We start from the raw sequence: 20521 nt of genomic DNA on the forward strand, positions 1-20521 counted from the left end.
TTAAGGGAGACATCAATCCCCCCATGTAAGCAAGTAAATTATGGTAAAGAGTAAGCATAGCAAGCAAAAGAAACTCTGAGAGGGACGAAGGTGATAATACACCACACGCTCGATAAGAACTTTTGCTGAGTGGATTAAGCCATAGAGGTTCGGGGTAGCTCCCCATAAAGAAACCGAATATACGTGCACTTGCATACCTTTACTCGTTTCCTTGCAATACTAGGGGAGTCCATATACGTCCCTCACTCTTGAGGATGACGGAGTGAGGTGTTGGAGTTTGTCCTTTAGTTATTCTTGAGTGTGAACGAGCTGCAGCTCACTATTCACCTTCTCGTTCCCGAGACTGGCGAAGGAGAGAAGAGGTAATCTCTGGCTTGAATCGCTGGTTTATTTCTTCGATGGTGAAGTGCAGGCTCTCTTTAGAGCCATCATTCCTTAGACTGACGAGGAGGGAGTTGGTAATCTCAGACTTGAATGGCTGGTTTATTTCTTCGATGGTGAAGTGCAGGATCTCTTTAGAGCCATCATTCCTAGACTGACGAAGGAGGGAGTTGGTAATCTCAGACTTGAATGGCTGATTCATTTCTTCGACGGTGAAGTACAGGAGTTCTTTATATCCGTCATTCCCTAGACTAACGAAGGAAGGAGTAGGGAATCTCTTTCAACCAACCGCTATCTGCTTGTAACAAAAAAGGATTGACGCAAACGCCAACCCTTTCAATAGTTTTAACCGAATCTCGAATCTACTTATAGATACACAACATGTTCAAGTAGCTGTCAGTTAAAGTCGACAACTCTTCATTGGTATCGACACGTTTCGCTTGGATAAATAGCGAGTAGCAGATGCCGTGGAACAGATTCGCAAGATGCTTAGGAGCGTGATCGTCACAAACTTCGCCGCGCTCAATCGCTTTACTAAACATGTTTTGTACCAACATTTGGTTAGTGCGGTTTGTCGTTACGAACAGTGGCCATACTTCGTCACGCGTCGATGCGCTCCATTCGAACCATACGTTCAACCAGTGGCTGTCTTGAGCTACTAGTGTCACCATTTCAGTCGCAATATTATGTAGGTTTTGTTTTGCATGAATATCTAGATCGATATTGTCTGAAAGGAAGTTTGAGAATTGACGGACAACATGATTAAGCACTTCATCAACCAGATCTTCACGAGTAGGGAAGTAGTTAAATACTGTTGCTACTGATACCTGAGCGATATCTGCAATGTCAGCGTGACCACCACGGCCAATGCCGCGACGAGAGAATACTTCAAGCGCGATTTCCATCAGCTGAAGTTTTCTTTTTAAAGGTGAAAGCCTAGTTCTAGGTCTCTTAGAGATTGAGTCCATTTTATTTTCCTTGCCAACGATTTTTTATATTAATGATTTTATTATTATTTAAGCAAAGATGAGTGTAATGGTGCATATGCGAATGGTCAATCCTTTGAGCTTATTTAATAGACAGTTACATCAAACTTGATACATAAAGCGTGATCCACATTGATGTGAAAGGAGGCGACTATCAGACAAAGCACAAGTGCACATTTCATTGATAATCTGACAGTTAATTGGAACCATAAGGTGGTGTGGGTATTTGAGCAGTGCTAGACTTACGCACAAATTGAGCGGCACCAATGGCAAAACTGTCTACACTTGTCGCAATCACCAAACAAAATGAGAGCAGTATGAAGCATACAGTTGAAGTCATGATCTCTGAGCAAGAAGTTCAGGATCGAGTAAACGAACTAGGCAAACAGATCACGGAACACTACCAAGGCAGTGAAGATCTGGTTTTAGTTGGCTTATTACGTGGATCGTTTGTCTTTATGGCGGATCTTGCTCGTGCTATTGATTTAACTCACCAAGTTGATTTCATGACCGCGTCTAGCTACGGCAACAGCATGGAAAGCTCACGTGATGTTCGTATTTTGAAAGACCTAGATGACGACATCCAAGGTAAAGACGTTCTGCTTGTTGAAGATATTATCGATACTGGTAACACACTGACTAAGGTAAAAGAGATCCTGAGCTTACGTGGTCCTAAATCTATCGAGATCTGTACGCTACTAGACAAGCCTTCACGACGTGAAGTTGAAGTGGACACTAAGTGGATTGGTTTTGAGATCCCAGATGAGTTCGTTGTTGGTGTTGGTATCGACTACGCTCAAAAATACCGTCACCTGCCATACATTGGCAAAGTTGTACCGCAAGAGTAATCACTACACTTGCCGACACAAGACATTAAAAAGCCCGCTTGATGCGGGCTTTTTGTATTTTGATAGAGATAATTAGCCTTGTTGGCTAAGAAGAGGCGTCGTTAAGATTTTGTTTAATGCCTCAATGTGGCTGCTCTCTAATGTGTCGATACTTGAGCAACGTACGCCAAGGTCTTGTAACTTGCCATCACCAATGCCATATACCACACCGTGGATCTCGACCTCTTGGCCGCGTTCCCATGCACTTTGCATAATGGTTGAGTTACCTAGGTTGTAAACCTGCTCTGCGACGTTAATCTCACAAAGCTTGTCACCCCACTGTTCACGTGGAAGCGCTTCGATCTCTTTACGATATTTTAGGTAGTTATCGCGAATGTGCAGTAACCAGTTGTTGATAAGGCCTAGTTTCGGATTATCAATTGCCGCATTAACACCGCCACAACCGTAGTGACCACAGACAATAATGTGTTTCACTTTAAGCACATCCACTGCGTACTGAACAACAGATAGACAGTTTAGGTCTGTATGAACCACTTGGTTGGCCACGTTTCGGTGAACAAACAGTTCTCCAGAATATAAGCCAGTAAGGCGCTCGGCTGGAACTCGGCTATCTGAACAACCTATCCATAGAAAACCTGGGCTTTGACCCTCTTCAAGCGTTGTAAAATACTCAGGTCTTTCAGAGCGAATTTCTTCAGACCATTTGGAATTGTTCTCAAAAAGCTGTTTTATTTCTGGCATCTTGCTTCTTACATCCCTCAATTAAGATGCTTCACTATACACAATGTTACAAATTCAATCTCGTAAAAACTGCGTCAAAATGTACTCATCTGACGTGTTCTAGTACGGAAAATCATAAACTTAGCTCACTATCAATGATCCGGTTATAAGACATGAATAATGTGATTGAATTAACACTTTCTGAACACTTGATACATTTGTTAAAGTGATAAGGTTTGTCATTTCATCATCAGGAAGGTGTGTTTTGTTTGGAAGTCGTTTTACGGATATCAATCTCAAAGGGGATATGTTTGGCGGTGTGACTACAGCCATCATCTCGTTACCTTTAGCATTGGCATTTGGTGTTGCTTCTGGCGCGGGAGCTGAAGCTGGCTTGTGGGGCGCCATTATGGTTGGCCTGTTTGCAGCATTGTTTGGCGGTTCGAGTAGTTTGATTTCTGAACCTACCGGCCCGATGACGGTTATCATGACTGCCGTAATGACGAGTATGGTTGCTAAATATCCTGAAACGGGTATGGCAATGACTTTTACTGTCGTGATGATGGCCGGTGCATTCCAAATATTACTTGGCACGTTAAAGCTTGGAAAATACGTTACTTTGATGCCATATAGCGTGATCTCCGGATTTATGTCGGGTATTGGCGTTATTCTGATTATCTTGCAGTTGTCCCCATTGTTAGGACATGCAGCCCCATCTGGTGGTGTAATGGGCACGCTCTCTGCTTTGCCTGATACGCTAGCAAACTTAAAAGTGAGTGAGCTATTTCTAGGTGCGCTGACACTCGGTATTCTGTTTGGCTTCTCGGCTAAGTATCGTAAATATGTACCGGCGCAACTGGTCGCGTTAGTGGCCGTCACTCTGTTGTCCGTTATCTTCTTCGATACTGATTCTATTCGTCGTATTGGTGAAATCCCAGCAGGTTTACCTTCTCTTGTTGTCCCAACTATCAGTGCTGAACAATTCACGACTATGGTTATCGATGCCTTGGTACTTGGTACATTAGGTTGTATTGATACGCTTTTGACCGCTGTTATTGGGGACTCATTGACTCGTAAAGAGCATGACTCTGATAAAGAGCTGCGTGGTCAAGGTATTGCAAATATGCTTTCGGGCTTGTTTGGTGCGTTGCCAGGTGCGGGTGCGACCATGGGTACCGTGACCAACATTCAGGTCGGCGCTCGCTCTCCACTGTCTGGTGTGATTCGAGCATTAGTATTGGCGTTAGTGGTTTTGGTCGCTGGTGGATTAACCGAGCCGATTCCTATGGCTGTGCTGGCGGGTATTGCGATGTATGTAGGCTTCAACATTCTCGATTGGAGTTTCATTCAGCGTGCGCACAAGGTCAGTTATGCGGGCATGGGCGTCATGTATGGTGTAATGCTGCTAACCGTATTTGTTGACTTGATCATCGCGGTTGGATTGGGTGTATTTATCTCGAACATTTTGATTATTGAAAGATTGAGCCGTGAGCAAGCCAGACAAGTTAAGGCGATCAGTGATGGTGATGATGAAGACGATATCCCATTGACCGACAGCGAACGTCAGTTACTGGATAATGCCAACGGCAAGGTTTTGTTCTTCTATCTATCAGGGCCGATGATCTTCAGTGTCTCAAAGGCGATTTCACGTCAGCACTCAAGTATTTCTGATTATGAAGCAATGATTTTAGACCTAACCGATGTACCTATGATTGATGTTACGGTTGGTCTTGCGCTAGAGAATGCAATCAAAGATGCGCTAGACGCTCAATGTGAGGTGTACTTGTTGTGTCCGAATGAGAACACTCGTCAACAGTTGGAGAAGTTCCACGTAATTGATTTAGTACCGGAATCGAACACATATCGCTTCAGATATGAAGCCTTGACGGCCGCAACAAGCTACGTTGATAGAGACAAGCACCAATTTGAATCGGTTTAATACTCTTATTAATTCACTGTGACTGAACAATAGTTATCAATGTTGGTCATGAATTTCTAATAACGGAAAATACCGCTAAGTTAATGTCTTAGCGGTATTTTTTTTCTGTGATATTCGATATAGGGCTCTATGCAGCCTTAGTTCTTTTAAGTTTTATAACGAAACCGTTAATCGATATTTGTATTCATCGTCATTCAACGATAGACTTGTTTGCAAAATGGCCGCGTACATTATCTTGAGCTAGTTCAACTGGTTCATTTCAGGTTTCGTTCTCTTCACCCTGTCCGGCTAACCACACTATTTATAGCAAATGGCAATCATCTCTATGTATGCATTAGAAATTGAGCAATTAAGAAAAAATTATGCGGGTGGCTTCGAGGCACTTAAAGGCATTAGTTTACAGGTAGCAAAAGGTGACTTTTACGCGCTTCTTGGTCCAAATGGTGCGGGCAAGTCCACCACCATTGGCGTTATCTCTTCGTTAGTAAATAAAACCTCTGGCAAGGTTAAGGTATTCGGCTACGACATTGATACCGATCTGGAGCTGGCAAAGCAAAACCTAGGCTTAGTTCCTCAAGAGTTTAACTTCAACCCGTTTGAAACGGTTGAGCAGATCGTTTTGCAGCAAGCTGGTTACTACGGTGTGCCTAAAGCTCTGGCAAAAGAGCGAGCGAAAAAGTACCTATCTCAACTTGATTTATGGGAAAAACGTAGCGAACGTGCGCGTAACTTGTCTGGTGGTATGAAGCGTCGTTTGATGATCGCGCGTGCATTGATGCATGAGCCACAGCTGCTGATTCTTGATGAGCCAACTGCAGGTGTCGATATTGAACTGCGCCGCTCGATGTGGGAATTCCTCAAAGAGATCAACGAGAAGCAGGGCATTACCATTATCTTGACCACGCACTACCTAGAAGAAGCGGAAATGTTGTGTCGCAACATCGGCATCATTAATCGTGGTGAGTTGATTGAGAACACCACCATGAAAGCGCTACTAGGTAAGTTGAGCGCCGAGACCTTTATTTTAGATCTTGAAGAGGGCGCGACTGAACCTAAGCTAGAAGGCGTGAATAACCAAGTCTTGGTGAATGGTTCTTTAGAGATCGAAATTGATAAGAACCTAGGTTTGAACACCATCTTTGCTCAGTTGAGTGAGCAGAATGTGAAAGTCCTCTCGATGCGTAACAAAGCTAACCGTCTAGAAGAACTGTTTGTAAGTATCGTGCGTGAGGGGAGTAAATAATATGTACAGCCTATATTGGACTGCTTTTCGCAGCTTGCTGACCAAAGAGATCAACCGTTTTACTCGTATTTGGGTGCAAACGCTGGTTCCACCTGCAATTACTATGACGCTCTACTTCATCATCTTCGGTAACCTGATTGGTGCGCGAATCGGTGAAATGAACGGCTTTAGCTACATGGAATACATAGTGCCGGGTCTGATCATGATGTCGGTAATCACTAACTCGTACTCGAATGTGGCTTCATCATTCTTTAGTGCTAAATTCCAAAAGAACATTGAAGAACTGCTGGTTGCGCCGGTGCCGAACTATGTGATTATTGCTGGTTTCGTGATGGGTGGCGTGGTGCGCGGCCTATTGGTCGGGACTATCGTGACCTTTGTTTCTCTGTTCTTCGTTGACCTTCAGGTTGATCACTGGGGCGTGATTATTGCGACCGTTTTCCTTACGTCGGTGGTATTTGCGTTAGGTGGCCTTATCAACGCGGTATTTGCACGCACGTTTGATGATATCTCAATTATCCCAACCTTCATTCTGACGCCGCTTACCTATCTTGGTGGTGTATTCTACTCGATTAGCCTGTTGCCTGAGTTTTGGCAGGGAGTGTCGAAGTTGAACCCTATCGTCTACATGGTGAATGCGTTTAGATATGGCTTCTTGGGTGTGTCTGACGTGGGTATTGTGACGTCGTTTGGCGTACTAGGTGTGTTTATCGTTGTGCTGTATGGTATTGCACATTACCTAGTGACTAAGGGCATAGGCTTACGCAGCTAACTCCGACGTCCCTGAATTGCAGATAAAGAAAAAGGTCGATATTACATCGACCTTTTTTATGTTCTGCGTTTGTGCTTTTGCTTTGCATTAAGAGCTTGTTTACGCAAAGAGAAGAAAGAGATTACTCAGCGGTTTCTTCTTTCACTTCTTCTTTGGTTTCCGTTACCAAGTCGAGAACTTGGTTGTCGATAAGACGCGTCTTACCTAGGAAAGCCGACATAAGAATCACAGCTTGAGTGGATTCTGAAGTGATGGCTTGCAGAGTCTTAGCATCACAGATGAAGATTTCATCTGGCTGTAGATCTGCTGCACGAAGCTGATCTGTCGCATCTTCAATCACTGATGCGTAGTCATCACGTCCACCGCGAATTGCACTGCTGATCCAACGCATAGTGCGTGCTAGAACCGGTGCACGTTGGCGCTCATCAATAGTGAGATTGCTATTGCGAGAGCTCATCGCTAAACCGTCCATTTCACGAACCGTCGCAACGCCTACAATTTCAATGTCTAACGCTAAGTCAGTTGTCATTTGGCGAATTACAGCAAGTTGCTGGAAGTCTTTCTCGCCGAAGCATGCAAAATCTGGCTGAACGATGTTAAACAGCTTAGTGACAATCGTCGCAACGCCACGGAAGTGACCCGGACGAGACGCACCTTCCAACATGTGAGATAACCCTGGTACTTCAACAAACGTCTGTTTGTCTAGACCATCTGGGTACATCACTTCTGGCGTTGGGGTAAATACCAGTTCAACGCCTTCGCCAGTTAGTTTGCTTAAATCAGCCTCTAACGTGCGAGGGTAGTTGTTCAGGTCATCAGCACGATCAAACTGCATCGGGTTAACAAAGATGCTTACCACGACGATGTCTGCCAGTTCACGAGCCTTCTTTACCAGAGTAAGGTGGCCTTCATGCAGGTTTCCCATAGTCGGTACAAAAGCAACCGTACGTCCATCACGCTTAAACTGTTTAATCTGCTCACGAAGAGCCGCTATTTCAGCAAAAGTTTGCATACTTACTCCTAAGCGATTGTATGAGCATCATCAGGGAAGCGTGCGCTCTCTACTTCTTCTTTGTATAGAGCCACTGCTTTGCGCATGTCACCTGTTTCTGCTAGGAAATTCTTAGAGAATTTCGGCATGTAGTTCGCAGAAATACCGAACATGTCATGCATAACCAAGATCTGACCATCGGTAACATTACCTGCACCAATACCAATAACTGGCACGTGACAAGCTTCTGTAATTCGTTTTGCCAATGAAGCTGGTACACATTCAAGTAGAACGATTTGAGCACCTGCGTTTTGTAGCGCTAGTGCGTCAGCAACCATTTTATCAGCTTGGTCGTCATCGCGACCTTGAACCTTGTAACCACCAAAGATGTTCACAGATTGTGGCGTTAAGCCTAAGTGTGCACATACCGGTACTGCGCGTTCTGTTAGCATCTTCACAGTATCAACCAACCAGCTTCCGCCTTCGATTTTTACCATGTTCGCGCCAGCACGCATCAAGGTAGCTGCGCTCTCACAAGCTTGCTCTGGAGTCGCGTAGCTCATGAAAGGCATATCAGCCATTAGAAGACAGTTAGGGCTACCAGCACGCACAGAGCGAGTGTGGTAAGCAATGTCTTCAACGCTTACTGGTAATGTGTCGTTATGGCCTTGTAGAACCATACCCAGTGAATCACCGACAAGCAGAACAGGCATCTCTTGGCTTTCGAATAGTTGAGCAAAGCTCGCATCGTAAGCTGTTGACGTCGCGAATTTACGGCCTTCACGTTTACACTTGATCAGGTCGTTAATGGTTACTTTTTTCATTGGTTTTCCTTAATGTGCCTGGCTATTGCTGCCAAACATTGAGCCCGTTTTTATCTACAATTTTCAATAGTTCTGTCAGCTCAGTCCCATCAGGGAGTTGTAAACTTGGTGCGATTTCAGCAAGCGGGTAGAGTACAAACTCTCGTTCTTTCATTCCGTAATGAGGAACGGTTAAGCGCTCTGAATCGATCACCTCATTGCCGTACAACACGATGTCGAGATCCAAGGTTCTTGGTCCCCAGCGTTCGTCTTTACGGACACGCCCTTGCTCTAACTCGATTTTTTGAGTGCAATCAAGCAGTTCAATAGGCGTTAATTCGGTTTTAATCGCGACTACCGCATTGATGTAGTCCGGTTGATTTTGCGGCCCCATTGGAGTGCTACTATATAGCTGAGAGGTCGCAATAAACGTTGATCGCGGTAGGCTTTTTAGCGTTTCGATAGCCAAATTTGCTTGGCTAACTGGGTCGGCAAGGTTGCTGCCGACCGCAATATAAGCAGTTATCATTCGGCTTGCTTACTCTTTTTGTTTCGGTAAGTCTTACGGCGACGATGACCTGACTTTGATGGTGCTGCTACGTCGTTAGCCATTGCTTGACGCATGTTGCGACCAGCTGTCTGATAACGCTCCCACCATTTAGCTAACTCTTTTGTCTCGCCACCTTCAATCTCGCCACGCATCTCTAAGAAGTCGTAACCAGCGCGGAACTTGTTGAGCTCCATTAGGCGAACGGCACGTTTACCGTTGCGGCGAGGTAGTCGCAGTTGCAGTTGCCAAACTTCACGAATGGTTGCTGTGTGGCGACGAGGGATAGCAATGGATTTTACTTGCTGATCAAGAATGATGTTACTTGCTTCCATGATCGCGTCGTAGTGTGCCATGCCTTGCTCGGCGACAAGCTTGTCTGCCAGCTTATTCATTGGGTACCAAAGAATCGCGGCAAACATGAATGCAGGGTTTACTCGTTTACCATCTTCGATACGAAGGTCGGTAGAGTCGAGCACCAAATCAAGCATTTGCTCAGTCGGTGAGTCGTAATCTTCAGTGAAGTACTCAGCTACCGCTGGGAACATCTGCTGGAATAGGTTGTATTCACGCATCAGATGGTAGGTCTCTAAGCCGTAGCCTGATTGAAGCAGTTTTAGAGATTCTTCGTAAAGACGTGCTGCTGGGATGTCTTTTAGAAGGTGCGCCAGGCCTTCAATTGGGTCGGCGGTGTCTTCTTCAATATCAAAATCCAGCTTCGCCGAGAAACGCATTGCACGCAGCATGCGTACAGGGTCTTCACGGTAGCGTGTCTCTGGGTCGCCAATTAGGCGGATAAGCTTATCTTCTAAATCTTCTACACCACCTGCGTAATCGTGGATGCTGTAGTCTGCAATGTTGTAGTACATCGCATTGATCGTGAAATCGCGACGCTCTGCATCTTCATCAACACTGCCGTACACGTTGTCGCGTAATAGCATGCCTTCTTTCGATTGTGCAGATACGTTTTTAGATGGCTCTTGATGGTGACCTCGGAAAGTTGCCACCTCAATGATGTCACGACCAAACATGATGTGTGCCAAGCGGAAACGACGGCCAATTAGGCGGCAGTTTCGGAAGAGGTTCTTGATCTGCTCTGGCGTAGCGTTGGTCGCAATATCGAAATCTTTTGGCTGAGAGCCAAGTAAGATATCACGGACACCACCACCGACTAAAAATGCGTCAAAACCCGCACCATTCAGGCGATATAGTACTTTTAGTGCGTTATCGCTGATCTGCTTACGTGAAATATTGTGCTCTTGGCGAGTATAAATATTCAGTGCTAGTTCGTGGAATCCGCGTTGTTCGCTTGGGGTATTGTCGTTTGTATTCATTAGTTTAGAACAAAGTAGGTATCGCCAACTTTGTTTTTCTCTTAGTCCAAAGTGGTAGTGCAGAGTTTAATTGCGGCTAATAATAGCTTAGCGCGAGCCATTTGAGAACATCGTCTGCTTAACCACAGTGGTTGGTTATGGCATTTTTGTGTGTCGTTTGTACTATTTGCCGTTTGTTTTGAGCTAATTGCAGTGTTGTTTTTGTAAACTATCAGGTAATTGAGCAACGTTCCATTGCTGGCAGCCCCATGCCAAAATCTCATCGATTGAAGCTTCACAAACGGCCTTAGGAACCTCAAAGCCTAAGAACTGCATGGCATTGAGCAGTGTTGGTTTGGGGTTATCGAGGTCAATAGCGGTGGCGTGGTTCTGCTTTGATAGTTTATTGCCAGACGCGTCGGTCGCTAACGGCAAGTGCAAGTAGCTCACTGTATTTTGTTTCAGTGTCTTATAAAGACTGATTTGGCGGCCCGTAGGTTCGATGAGATCAGCGCCTCTCACCACTTCCGTTACGCCTTGCTCGATATCATCAAGTACCACGGCCAAGTTATAAGCAAACAAGCCATCGCGGCGTTTGATGATGAAATCCTCTTCAGCCAATGCTTTAGGGATTTGAATGGTGCCATGGCGAACATCGTCGAATGACTCGACGGGGAAATCCATACATAAACGCACGGCTTGCTCGCCCGTATCAATTAACCCCGCCTGTCGACAATGGCCATTATAGAAACCACCCAAGGCTTTTATCTGTTTGCGCGTGCATTGGCAGTAGTAGGCTTGGTTGTCAGCCACCCATTGATCAATTTGCGCTTGGTATAGGTCGTGACGTTGGCTCTGATAAACGACTTTTCCATCCCAAAATAGGTGGTAAGCCTCAAGCGTCTTAAGAATCAGGTCTGCAGCGCCAGCCATCTCTCTTGGCGGATCTAGGTCTTCCATACGGACTAACCATTGTCCCTGATGAGATTTTGCTTGGAAGTAGCTGCCAAGAGCAGCAACCAGTGAGCCAAAATGAAGAGGACCTGACGGTGATGGTGCAAAGCGCCCGATATAATTCATATGTGAACAACCTAATCTAGAGGGTACCGCAGTAGCCGATTCTTAAGACGTTTAATGTGTTTATTGCATGCAGTGAGTATTGTTGCTGCTTAGTACTCGTTTTAACACTGCTCATTGCTATCTAAGGCATCTCGCTTAGGCAGCAAACAAAAAAGGGAGCCAAAGCTCCCTTTCTTTACATCCGCAAGTATTAACCTTGCATTTGTTTCTCTTTGATCTCTGCAAGTGTTTTACAGTCAATACAAAGGTCAGCAGTTGGACGAGCTTCAAGGCGACGAATGCCAATCTCGATACCGCAAGAATCACAGAAGCCGAAATCATCTTCTTCGATCTTGTCTAGTGTCTTCTCAATTTTCTTGATTAGACGACGCTCACGGTCACGGTTACGTAGCTCTAGGCTGAATTCTTCTTCTTGAGAAGCACGGTCAACTGGGTCTGGGAAATTCGCTGCTTCGTCCTGCATGTGGTGCACAGTACGATCAACTTCTTCCCTGAGCTGGTTGCGCCAAGCTGCTAAAATTTTTGTAAAATGTTCCGTTTGCTCAGGTGACATGTATTCTTCACCTGGCTTTTCTTGGTACGGTTCAACACCTGCGATGGCTAGGATGCCTAGCGCTTTTTTCTTAGATTCTGGCATACAGCATCTCCTATTTACACCTAGTCAACTGCAAAGCAGCTAATTTTAAGGCGGGTATCTATAGCAGAAAGAACGAATGGTGGCAAATACTCTTATTCAAACTTGCAATCAATGTGATTTGTTCAACATCTTTGTTCAGTTATTGATAAATTCAACAGATTGTTTTAGTTGTATTTGAGTACTGCTGAGCTCTGCTTTGTAGCAAAGCACTTCAACTCCAGCGTCTTGTGCTTGTTTTAGTAATAACGAATATTTGGCGTCTATATGGTGTGCCGCAGACACTTTTTCAATACCTGAATGTAAAACAGTGAATAAAAGTACGGCTCTATTTCCAGATACGACCATTTCTGTGAGTTCACGCAGATGTTTTTGGCCTCTGGTTGTCACCGCATCAGGGAAAAAACCTTGCCCCTCAGTTGAGGTATCTTGTTCATCGAGTAAGGTGACGCTTTTTACTTCGATATAGCAAGGCGGCTTTTCGTTATCTTCAAGCAGAATGTCAATTCGACTATTCTCGCTACCATACTTCACTTCGGTTCGTAACGCGTTATAACCTAAGAGTTCAACTATAGTCTTATTTTCAATTGCTTCCACTGCTAGCTGGTTTGCTCGCGCAGTATTTACACAAATCCGGTGACCTTTGTCCGTTTCTGAGATCTCCCAGCTGTTTGGGTACTTTCTTTTTGCATTATCGGAGGTTGAATACCACACAGTGTTACCCGGAGTCGCGCATCCTGTCATCGCTCCAGTGTTGGCACAGTGAATAGTACGCTCGCTGCCGTCGGGAAGTTTGATGTCAGTGAGGAAACGTTTGTAGCGTTTGATAAGAGTCGCTGACTCTAATGGTGGATTGAACTGCATATTACTTATTTAGACGGGTAGGTTTTTATGTACAATGTTGCCAACATTACACCACAAGGTTCTCCCATTGCCACAACTGCCCATAGAAGCTGTGATGCCAGATCTGCTCGCTGGCGTAGAAACACACACTCAACTAATTCTTAAAGCGGCTCCCGGTGCGGGTAAGTCAACATTCTTCCCTTTACAGTTAGTTAAGACCAAAGCCGTTCAAGGCAAAATTATCATGCTTGAACCAAGGCGGTTGGCTGCAAGAAATATTGCGGCTTACTTGGCGAGTCAATTGGGAGAGAAGGTGGGGGAGAGCATCGGTTTTAGAGTTCGTGGCGAATCTAAAACCAGCAGCGCAACTCGCTTAGAGATCGTTACCGAAGGTATCATGACCAGAATGATCCAAACTGACCCTGAACTGACTGGGGTCGATATGGTGATCTTCGATGAATTCCATGAGCGCAGCATTCATGCAGATACGGCACTGGCGTTTAGCTTGGAGATCCAAGAAGCGCTGCGTGATGATCTGAAAGTGATAGTGATGTCGGCCACCTTAGATCAGCAAGCTCTGCAATCCTTGTTGCCAGAGGCTAAGTATGTTGAGTCGCAAGGTCGCACTTTTCCGGTTGAATTCCGTTACCAGCCTCTGGATACTAATGATTACTTGGCGCCTAAAATGGCTAACGTGATTCGTTCTCTGATGGAGAAGGAGTCGGGGTCACTATTGGCGTTCCTACCAGGAGTGTCTGCAATAAAGCAGGTAGAAGCTCAATTAGAGAACTTAGTCAGTGACATTGATGTGTGCCCTCTGTACGGGCAGCTTAAATTTTCTCAGCAACAGAAGGCGATTGCACCATCGGAGAAAGGACGCCGCAAAGTGGTATTGGCTACCAATATCGCTGAAACCTCTTTGACTATCGAAGGTATTCGATTAGTGGTGGACTCAGGGCTTGAAAGAGTCGCTAAGTTTGATTTGAAAACTGGTATCACTAAGCTCGAGCAAGTCAAAATCTCACAATCTTCCGCTGAGCAGCGCGCGGGTCGTGCTGGGCGAATTGAAGAAGGGCTGTGTGTTCGTTTGTACAGCGAAACGCAGTTAATGCAGCAACCGGCTGTACCTGAACCGGAAATTCTCCATTCAGACCTCTCTTCGCTGGTGGCAGAGTTGACCCAGTGGGGCGCTGCAAATGCGGATGAACTGCAATGGCTTGATATTCCGCCACGTGCCTCTATAGAGCAAGCTAGACAATTGTTGCAAAGCCTTGAGCTATTAGATACCCATGGTCAGTTTACTTCGTTAGGTAAGCAAGCGCAGCGATTAGGTATTGAGCCGCGTATCGCCAGTATGCTGATCAAAGCGCAGCAGGGCAGCCAAGCCATGTTGAATGTTGCTATTGTTGCCGCTGCGTTGTTGGAAGAGCCAGAGCGCAATGTCTCGGATATTCAGCATTCGCTACATAGGCTAAAGCAGAGAAAGCACACGAAAAATAGCGTTGTGATGCAGCGAGCGAAAAACCTCGCTAGCAAACTGAATCATCACTTAGATTTGTCACAACTTGACGAATCATTGCTACCATTGGTGCTTTGTTTTGCATTCCCAGACCGAATTGCTCAAGCAAGAAGTGCCAATAGTAATGCTTTTCTGTTAGCGAACGGTCACGGTGCAGAGGTGCGTGATGATGATCCATTGGCAAACAATGATTATATCGTGGTGATTGATTTGATGCGTAGCACCGGGCGTGCTAGTCAGATCTTCTTAGCGACCCCCGTTGATATTACACAGTTAGAAGACGCGTTTCCTAAGCTTTTTGTTTGTTCCGATTATGCCGACTGGGATGAAAAACGTGGCAAATTAGTTGCCGAGCAGCGAGTTGCTTTGGGTAAGCTTGTTATCAGCACTAAGGCTTTACCTGAGCCGGACGCAAGTCAGATTAGCCAAGCGCTGTTGAATTACATCGCTCGATGTGGGCTGGACCTTTTACATTGGACGCCAGCGGCGAAGCAACTTGTTGAACGCGTGCGTTGCGCTCAGCTTTGGATGCCAGAACATGATTGGCCTGCGATGGATGACGCGAGCCTAGTAGAACATCTTGATACTTGGTTATCGCCGTATTTGAACGGCGTTAAATCTGCGAAAGGGCTGGCAAACGTTTCGATTGAGCAGGCACTGTCGGCGTATCTCGGTTGGCCTCTGAATCAAGAGATTGACCAGTGGCTGCCAACACATTATGTGATGCCGACAGGCAGTAAAAAAGCGATCCGATACCAGTATCAATCTGAACCCGTGATCTCGGTTCGAATGCAAGAGGTCTTTGGTGAACAAGACTCACCATTGATAGCCCAAGGGCGTAAAAAGGTTGTGCTTGAATTACTTTCTCCTGCACAGCGCCCATTACAAATTACTCAGGATTTAGCTGGCTTTTGGGCTGGCGTGTACAAAGAAGTGCAAAAAGAGATGAAAGGTCGTTACCCAAAACACCCTTGGCCTGATGACCCTGCTAACCATGTTGCAACCACTAAAACCAAACGACAGTTGAACCGATGATGACCAAAATGTTAACGCCAAAAAAGGCACCACCTAAAAAAGCGCCAGCAAAGAAGTCACCAGCGACCAAAGCGAAACCAAGAAAGCCGAGAGCGACGGCCAAGAAAGGCAAATCAAAAGCGAAAAAGGCGGGTAACAGAGGTTGGTTAAAGATCCTGTGGGGCATCGCGTGGAAAGCGGGCCTAGCACTGGCTGCATTGCTATTGTTTGTTGGTATCTATCTTGACTCTGTGGTGAAGCAGCGCTTTGAAGGCCAGCTGTTTGATTTACCAACGGTTGTTTATGCGCGTGTGTTGGATTTATCTCCAGGTACTCAGGTCAGCCTTGTTCAGGTGAAGAATGAATTGGATGTGCTGAATTATCGTAAGGTGAGCTCCCCTCGTCATCCTGGTGAATATTCATCTTCATCAACTAAAATTGAGATGATTCGTCGTCCGTTCGAGTTTGTCGACGGGCCGGAAGCTGATCGTCACGTGATGCTGCACTTCAATGGTAATGAGTTAACTCGTATTCAGTCGCTAGAGAAGAAAGGCGACATGGGGTATTTGCGTGTCGAACCTAAGATGTTGGGCATGCTTGAGAAAAGTAACGATGAACAACGTCTGTTCTTAAAACGTAACCAATTTCCAGAGGTGATGGTTGATGCCTTGCTCGCGACGGAAGATAGAAACTTCTATCAGCACGATGGTGTTTCACCTTTAGCGATTGCTCGTGCGATGGTGGTTAACGTCAAGGCTGGGCGCACTGTACAAGGTGGTAGTACGCTGACACAGCAGCTCGCGAAAAACCTGTTCCTATCTAGTGAACGTACGCTTTGGCGTAAGATTCGTGAGGCTTATATCGCGCTTATCTTGGATCATCGTTACAGCAAAGACCGTATTTTAGAGGCTTACTTAAACGAGGTTTATCTTGGTCAAAATGGCGGTGAAGCGATTCACGGCTTTGGTTTGGCTTCGCGCTTGTACTTCGGCCAACCGATTCAAGAACTGCGTATTGATCAGTTAGCCTTGCTGGTGGGCATGGTGAAAGGACCATCGTATTACAACCCGGTTCGCTACCCTGAGCGCGCTAAAACTCGACGCGATCTGGTTCTGCGCTTGTTGATGCAACAAGATATTTTGACCCCAAGACAATATGAAGAAGCAGCAAGCCGTGATTTGGATATCCAAGACAATCCGCGCATTGCCAGCCGTCAGCCTGCTTATTTCCAACAGGTCAATATCGAGCTGAAAAAGTATGTTGGTGATAGGTTCCAAGCTAAGAAAGGGATACGTGTCTTCACCTCTTTGGATCCGGTTTCGCAAGACAAGCTAGAGAAGTCGATTGCTCGCAAGGTGCCTGAACTATCGAAAACGGCAGGTGATAAATTAGAGGCTGCAGCGATCGCGGTAGATAGAAACACTGGTGAAATCCGTGCAATGGTCGGTGGTAAGCGTACTGGCTATGACGGCTTTAACCGTGCCTTGAATGCAAGCCGTCCTATCGGTTCTTTGGTGAAACCGGCGGTTTATTTAACCGCACTTGAGCAGCCAGAAAAGTACACGCTTGCGACGACTTTGATGGATACACCACTCAGCTTGAAAGGCCGTAAGGGCAGCGTATGGAGCCCGAGAAACTTCGACCGTAAGTTCCGCGGAGAAGTGCCTTTATATGTGGCACTGTCTAAGTCTTATAACGTACCAACTGTGCGTCTAGGGATGCAGTTAGGCATTGATAAGGTCTCCGATACCATAGGTACACTGGGTGTCGATAAAAATGAAATTCGTCCAGTACCATCGATGTTTTTGGGGGCGTTCTCTCTGACACCATTCCAAGTGTCTCAGATGTTCCAGACGATCACTAACTCTGGCCGTATCGCACCTTTGTCTGCGCTCCGCTCAGTGGTTGATAGTGACGGTGAGGTTTTATACCAATCAATCCCTCGAGTATCGCAGCGCGTTGATCAGCAAGCCGCTTGGCTAACCACTTACGCAATGAAACGTGGTGTATCGGAAGGGACGGGGCGATTCCTACAGAACCAGTTTGCATGGGCAGGGCTGGCCGGTAAAACAGGTACCAGTAATGACAGCCGCGATAGTTGGTTTGTGGGTGTTGATGGGCGCGAAGTAACAACCATCTGGCTTGGACGTGATGACAATAAACCGACAAAGCTTACTGGTTCTAGTGGTGCATTGCGTGTCTACGCTGATTACTTGAAGCAGAGAACGCCTGAGCAGCTACTACTGCCATGGCCAACCGGAATCGCAACCGCGAGCTTCACTCGTACGTCTGACGGTGCGTTGGAGTTTGACTGTGATGGCGCAGTTAAATTGCCGGTTTGGGATGAAAATGGAAACATTAAAAAGAGCTGTGAAAGTCAACCAAAACAGTGGCTAAAGAAGCTTTTTCAATGGTAAAGTCATAACAGAAAATAATGACAAGGACAGTTTAAATAATGATTTCTCGTTGGTTAGTGAGCAGCTTAGGTATGGTCGGTACTGTGATCAGTTTTCAACTGTTCGCAGCGACTGCGGCACAGGTTGATTCATCCGAGCATGTGGAACTTGAACAAGCTCATAAGAGGCCAACGGTTGCTGTTGTTTTAGCGGGCGGCGGTGCAAAAGGTGCTGCCCATATTGGCGTACTTAAAGCGCTCGAAGAGATGCAAATCCCGGTTGATTGCATTACCGGTACCAGTATGGGGTCATACGTTGGTGGTCTTTATGCGACAGGGATGAGCGCCGACGAGATTGAAAGCTTTATCTATACGGTGGATTGGAATCGCGGTTACCGTGATCGTGTAAACCGTAGCGATCGTCGTGTACGAGATAAAGAGTATGAAGACCGCTACCAACTGAATACCGATCTTGGTTTAGGTTGGGGAGAAATCAAAGCCAGAAAAGGCGTGGTACAAGGTCAGAATATGCTGCGTATTCTGCGTGAAACCACAGGTAACCTGTCACCACTCGACTCTTTCGATCATCTTGCTATCCCTTATCGCTCAGTGGCAACCGACATAATTGAACTTGAAGAAGTCGTGATTGACCATGGTCACCTTGTCGATGCCATGATGGCAAGTATGTCGGTACCTGGTGCTCTTCCGCCTTATGAAGTTGATGGGCGAATGCTAGTTGACGGTGGCGTAACCAACAATATGCCTGTTGATGTCGCAAGAGCGATGGGCGCAGATATCATCATTGCGGTTGATATCAGTACCAACTACAAAGGCAAAGAAGATTTTACGACCTTTTTAGCCGCAGCCGACCAGCTCTCCAATTATCTTGTCCAGCGTAGTACTCAGGAACAAGCTGAAACACTTACAGACAATGATGTATTACTCCAACCTGATGTTGGAGAAATGGAAACCACTGAATTCGATAAAATGCCATCAGCTTACGAAGCCGGTTACGAGTCTGCTAAGGAGCACTCTGCTGAACTTTCTAAGTTGTCACTCTCGAATGCTGATTACCAACACTATATCGAAGACAAACAAAAAGCTCGCAGGCAGCTGAAGCATGGTGATAAAACCGTGGTAGATAAAGTGGTCATTAATAACAATACCCATTACTCAGATAAGCTGCTCGAAAACCGTTTGAACCTTCATTCAGGCAAGGTTCTCAAAACCAGCGAAATCGAGGCAAAGGTGCAAGACCTTTATGCGTTGGATCGCTTTGAGTTGGTGACTTATGAATTCGAAAACGTTGATGGTGAAGATCAACTTACGGTGAATGTGGATGAAAAGTCTTGGGGGCCTAATTACCTCAACTTTCGATTCTTCCTTGAAGACGATTTCTCTACCGAGAGTCAATATTCACTCGGTGTTTCAGCGAACTTCACCGACATCAACTCGCATGGTGCTGAGTTGAGAACCAATATTGAAATGGGTACGGATAAGCGAATTGAAGCGGAACTTTACTCACCGTTCTTCTCAAGCCAGAAGTTATTTACCTCTGCTTCGATTGTTTACAGTAAAGAGAATCGAAACCTACCCGCAGGAATTGATGAGATTGAGGAGCCTACGTTAGACGTAACTCAAGATTATGTTCCGATGTCATACAGCGAATACATAGGTGAATTGGCGTTAGGTTATCAACCTACTTTGTGGCAAGAACTTAAGTTTGGTGTTCGCTATACCGATGGTGATGTAGAAGTGGCCTCGTTACCTTCACTGGGTGGTGGTAGTTACAATCGCGTAGGCGGTTTCATCAGTTATCGACTGGATACCTTAGACAACTTCAGTTTGCCAACCGAAGGTTACTTCGTTGATTTAGAGTACCTTGTCTCTCATGATGACTTTGAGAATAACAGTTCGATTGGAGATGAGGAGTTGGCCTCTGGAAGTGATACAGTCTATGAGTTTTCCGCCAATCTAATGGCTGCAAAAAGCTATGAAAAGCATACTTTAGTCGGAAAAGTCGATTACGGTATTGTTGAGAGCAAGAACTCAGTTTTTCCTATCGATCCGAAAGAGCTAGGCGGCTTCTTGAACCTATCTGGTATCCCGAGAAACAGCTTGATCGGTCAGAACTTAGCGTACACCAGTCTGATCTATCGCTATAAGTGGTTTGATAATGACTTCGGTCTCTTTGAGTCGCCGTTCTATATAGGCGCATCCATCGAACATGGTGGCGTTTGGTCGAACAATGAATTGAAGCTTAATGAAGCGCCGATGTACACCGCGGGCTCGGTTTTCGCGGGTGTTGATTCCCCAATTGGGCCAATCATCTTGGCTTATGGACGCACGGAAGATAACTTCGATTCGGTTTACTTGATTGTTGGTACGTCTTACAAATAATCATGCGTAGAGTCGTCATTTTAGTGCGTAAATAGGCAAAAATAGTGGGACTTTCGTCTTAACTTGCTATGTTGGTCAAAATGATAAGATTTT

The 20521-nt window shown here is 45.7% G+C and carries 17 protein-coding genes; 7 read left to right on the plus strand and 10 right to left on the minus strand.

Features of this window, described 5'->3' with window-relative positions; genetic code table 11:
• Nucleotides 1-319 precede the first annotated feature (319 nt).
• Nucleotides 320-583 (minus strand): hypothetical protein, encoded by a 264-nt coding sequence (locus JC606_RS00845; protein WP_198777606.1) that lies wholly within the window; start codon nucleotides 581-583, stop codon nucleotides 320-322.
• Between the two features lie 160 nt (nucleotides 584-743).
• The gene (locus JC606_RS00850; RefSeq protein ID WP_198777607.1) at nucleotides 744-1349 is read right to left on the minus strand and encodes a LuxR/HapR/OpaR family quorum-sensing transcriptional regulator; all 606 of its coding nucleotides are present in this window, start codon (nucleotides 1347-1349) and stop codon (nucleotides 744-746) included.
• 335 nt (nucleotides 1350-1684) lie between these two features.
• Here JC606_RS00850 and hpt point away from each other — a divergent pair, with 335 nt between their 5' ends.
• Nucleotides 1685-2215 carry a hypoxanthine phosphoribosyltransferase gene (gene hpt, locus JC606_RS00855; protein ID WP_061032638.1) on the plus strand — a complete coding sequence of 177 codons (531 nt, stop codon included), beginning with the start codon at nucleotides 1685-1687 and terminating at the stop codon, nucleotides 2213-2215.
• A 72-nt stretch (nucleotides 2216-2287) separates the two neighbouring features.
• Here the strand turns inward: hpt and can are convergent, their stop codons facing one another.
• Nucleotides 2288-2956, minus strand: a complete 669-nt coding sequence (gene can / locus JC606_RS00860; RefSeq protein ID WP_004738177.1) for a carbonate dehydratase — start codon at nucleotides 2954-2956, stop codon at nucleotides 2288-2290.
• Between the two features lie 286 nt (nucleotides 2957-3242).
• Here can and JC606_RS00865 point away from each other — a divergent pair, with 286 nt between their 5' ends.
• From JC606_RS00865 to JC606_RS00875, 3 genes are all read left to right on the plus strand, one after another.
• On the plus strand, nucleotides 3243-4874 hold the full coding sequence (locus JC606_RS00865) for a SulP family inorganic anion transporter (protein ID WP_198777646.1): 1632 nt from the start codon (nucleotides 3243-3245) through the stop codon (nucleotides 4872-4874).
• Nucleotides 4875-5199: 325 nt separating this feature from the next.
• The gene (locus JC606_RS00870; protein WP_137407239.1) at nucleotides 5200-6117 is read left to right on the plus strand and encodes an ABC transporter ATP-binding protein; all 918 of its coding nucleotides are present in this window, start codon (nucleotides 5200-5202) and stop codon (nucleotides 6115-6117) included.
• A 1-nt stretch (nucleotide 6118) separates the two neighbouring features.
• Nucleotides 6119-6889 carry an ABC transporter permease gene (locus JC606_RS00875; RefSeq protein ID WP_004738182.1) on the plus strand — a complete coding sequence of 257 codons (771 nt, stop codon included), beginning with the start codon at nucleotides 6119-6121 and terminating at the stop codon, nucleotides 6887-6889.
• A 121-nt stretch (nucleotides 6890-7010) separates the two neighbouring features.
• Here JC606_RS00875 and panC read toward each other — a convergent pair whose 3' ends face one another.
• The 7 genes from panC to sfsA form a co-directional block, all read right to left on the minus strand.
• Entirely contained in the window at nucleotides 7011-7901 is an 891-nt protein-coding gene (gene panC / locus JC606_RS00880; protein ID WP_004738183.1) for a pantoate--beta-alanine ligase, read from the minus strand.
• A gap of 8 nt (nucleotides 7902-7909) precedes the next feature.
• Complete coding sequence (panB, locus tag JC606_RS00885) at nucleotides 7910-8704, minus strand: 3-methyl-2-oxobutanoate hydroxymethyltransferase (protein WP_004738184.1); 795 nt, start codon at nucleotides 8702-8704, stop codon at nucleotides 7910-7912.
• A gap of 22 nt (nucleotides 8705-8726) precedes the next feature.
• Entirely contained in the window at nucleotides 8727-9212 is a 486-nt protein-coding gene (gene folK, locus JC606_RS00890; RefSeq protein ID WP_008222704.1) for a 2-amino-4-hydroxy-6-hydroxymethyldihydropteridine diphosphokinase, read from the minus strand.
• The gene (pcnB, locus tag JC606_RS00895; RefSeq protein WP_008222702.1) at nucleotides 9209-10564 is read right to left on the minus strand and encodes a polynucleotide adenylyltransferase PcnB; all 1356 of its coding nucleotides are present in this window, start codon (nucleotides 10562-10564) and stop codon (nucleotides 9209-9211) included. The genes folK and pcnB overlap by 4 nt, the downstream gene beginning before the upstream one ends.
• A 183-nt stretch (nucleotides 10565-10747) precedes the next feature.
• Nucleotides 10748-11623, minus strand: coding sequence for a tRNA glutamyl-Q(34) synthetase GluQRS (gene gluQRS / locus JC606_RS00900; RefSeq protein ID WP_102426162.1), 876 nt, complete (start codon nucleotides 11621-11623; stop codon nucleotides 10748-10750).
• 190 nt (nucleotides 11624-11813) lie between these two features.
• Nucleotides 11814-12260 (minus strand): RNA polymerase-binding protein DksA, encoded by a 447-nt coding sequence (gene dksA / locus JC606_RS00905; RefSeq protein ID WP_004738189.1) that lies wholly within the window; start codon nucleotides 12258-12260, stop codon nucleotides 11814-11816.
• A 135-nt stretch (nucleotides 12261-12395) separates the two neighbouring features.
• The gene (gene sfsA / locus JC606_RS00910; RefSeq protein ID WP_198777608.1) at nucleotides 12396-13121 is read right to left on the minus strand and encodes a DNA/RNA nuclease SfsA; all 726 of its coding nucleotides are present in this window, start codon (nucleotides 13119-13121) and stop codon (nucleotides 12396-12398) included.
• A 94-nt stretch (nucleotides 13122-13215) separates the two neighbouring features.
• Between sfsA and hrpB the strand changes: the two genes are divergently transcribed.
• The 3 genes from hrpB to JC606_RS00925 are packed head-to-tail and all read left to right on the plus strand — an operon-like array spanning nucleotide 13216 to nucleotide 20428.
• Nucleotides 13216-15654 (plus strand): ATP-dependent helicase HrpB, encoded by a 2439-nt coding sequence (gene hrpB / locus JC606_RS00915; RefSeq protein ID WP_233090025.1) that lies wholly within the window; start codon nucleotides 13216-13218, stop codon nucleotides 15652-15654.
• Nucleotides 15651-18050: a penicillin-binding protein 1B gene (mrcB, locus tag JC606_RS00920; protein WP_198777610.1), complete on the plus strand. Its 2400-nt coding sequence runs from the start codon at nucleotides 15651-15653 to the stop codon at nucleotides 18048-18050. The genes hrpB and mrcB overlap by 4 nt, the downstream gene beginning before the upstream one ends.
• A 38-nt stretch (nucleotides 18051-18088) precedes the next feature.
• Nucleotides 18089-20428, plus strand: coding sequence for a patatin-like phospholipase family protein (locus tag JC606_RS00925; RefSeq protein ID WP_198777611.1), 2340 nt, complete (start codon nucleotides 18089-18091; stop codon nucleotides 20426-20428).
• The last annotated feature ends 93 nt before the right edge of the window (nucleotides 20429-20521 follow it).

This window comes from Vibrio sp. IB15 (genome assembly GCF_016406055.1).
Lineage (GTDB): Bacteria > Pseudomonadota > Gammaproteobacteria > Enterobacterales > Vibrionaceae > Vibrio > Vibrio chagasii.

What these genes read in the sequence shown, in the direction of transcription:
- JC606_RS00845 (WP_198777606.1), bottom strand. Translation starts at nt 583, where the DNA reads ATGAATCAGCCATTCAAGTCTGAGATTACCAACTCCCTCCTTCGTCAG.
- panB (WP_004738184.1), bottom strand. Translation starts at nt 8,704, where the DNA reads ATGAAAAAAGTAACCATTAACGACCTGATCAAGTGTAAACGTGAAGGC.
- sfsA (WP_198777608.1), bottom strand. Translation starts at nt 13,121, where the DNA reads ATGCAGTTCAATCCACCATTAGAGTCAGCGACTCTTATCAAACGCTAC.
- JC606_RS00925 (WP_198777611.1), top strand. Translation starts at nt 18,089, where the DNA reads ATGATTTCTCGTTGGTTAGTGAGCAGCTTAGGTATGGTCGGTACTGTG.
- hrpB (WP_233090025.1), top strand. Translation starts at nt 13,216, where the DNA reads ATGCCAGATCTGCTCGCTGGCGTAGAAACACACACTCAACTAATTCTT.
- JC606_RS00850 (WP_198777607.1), bottom strand. Translation starts at nt 1,349, where the DNA reads ATGGACTCAATCTCTAAGAGACCTAGAACTAGGCTTTCACCTTTAAAA.
- hpt (WP_061032638.1), top strand. Translation starts at nt 1,685, where the DNA reads ATGAAGCATACAGTTGAAGTCATGATCTCTGAGCAAGAAGTTCAGGAT.
- can (WP_004738177.1), bottom strand. Translation starts at nt 2,956, where the DNA reads ATGCCAGAAATAAAACAGCTTTTTGAGAACAATTCCAAATGGTCTGAA.
- mrcB (WP_198777610.1), top strand. Translation starts at nt 15,651, where the DNA reads ATGATGACCAAAATGTTAACGCCAAAAAAGGCACCACCTAAAAAAGCG.
- dksA (WP_004738189.1), bottom strand. Translation starts at nt 12,260, where the DNA reads ATGCCAGAATCTAAGAAAAAAGCGCTAGGCATCCTAGCCATCGCAGGT.
- panC (WP_004738183.1), bottom strand. Translation starts at nt 7,901, where the DNA reads ATGCAAACTTTTGCTGAAATAGCGGCTCTTCGTGAGCAGATTAAACAG.
- gluQRS (WP_102426162.1), bottom strand. Translation starts at nt 11,623, where the DNA reads ATGAATTATATCGGGCGCTTTGCACCATCACCGTCAGGTCCTCTTCAT.
- JC606_RS00875 (WP_004738182.1), top strand. Translation starts at nt 6,119, where the DNA reads ATGTACAGCCTATATTGGACTGCTTTTCGCAGCTTGCTGACCAAAGAG.
- JC606_RS00865 (WP_198777646.1), top strand. Translation starts at nt 3,243, where the DNA reads ATGTTTGGCGGTGTGACTACAGCCATCATCTCGTTACCTTTAGCATTG.
- pcnB (WP_008222702.1), bottom strand. Translation starts at nt 10,564, where the DNA reads ATGAATACAAACGACAATACCCCAAGCGAACAACGCGGATTCCACGAA.
- JC606_RS00870 (WP_137407239.1), top strand. Translation starts at nt 5,200, where the DNA reads ATGTATGCATTAGAAATTGAGCAATTAAGAAAAAATTATGCGGGTGGC.
- folK (WP_008222704.1), bottom strand. Translation starts at nt 9,212, where the DNA reads ATGATAACTGCTTATATTGCGGTCGGCAGCAACCTTGCCGACCCAGTT.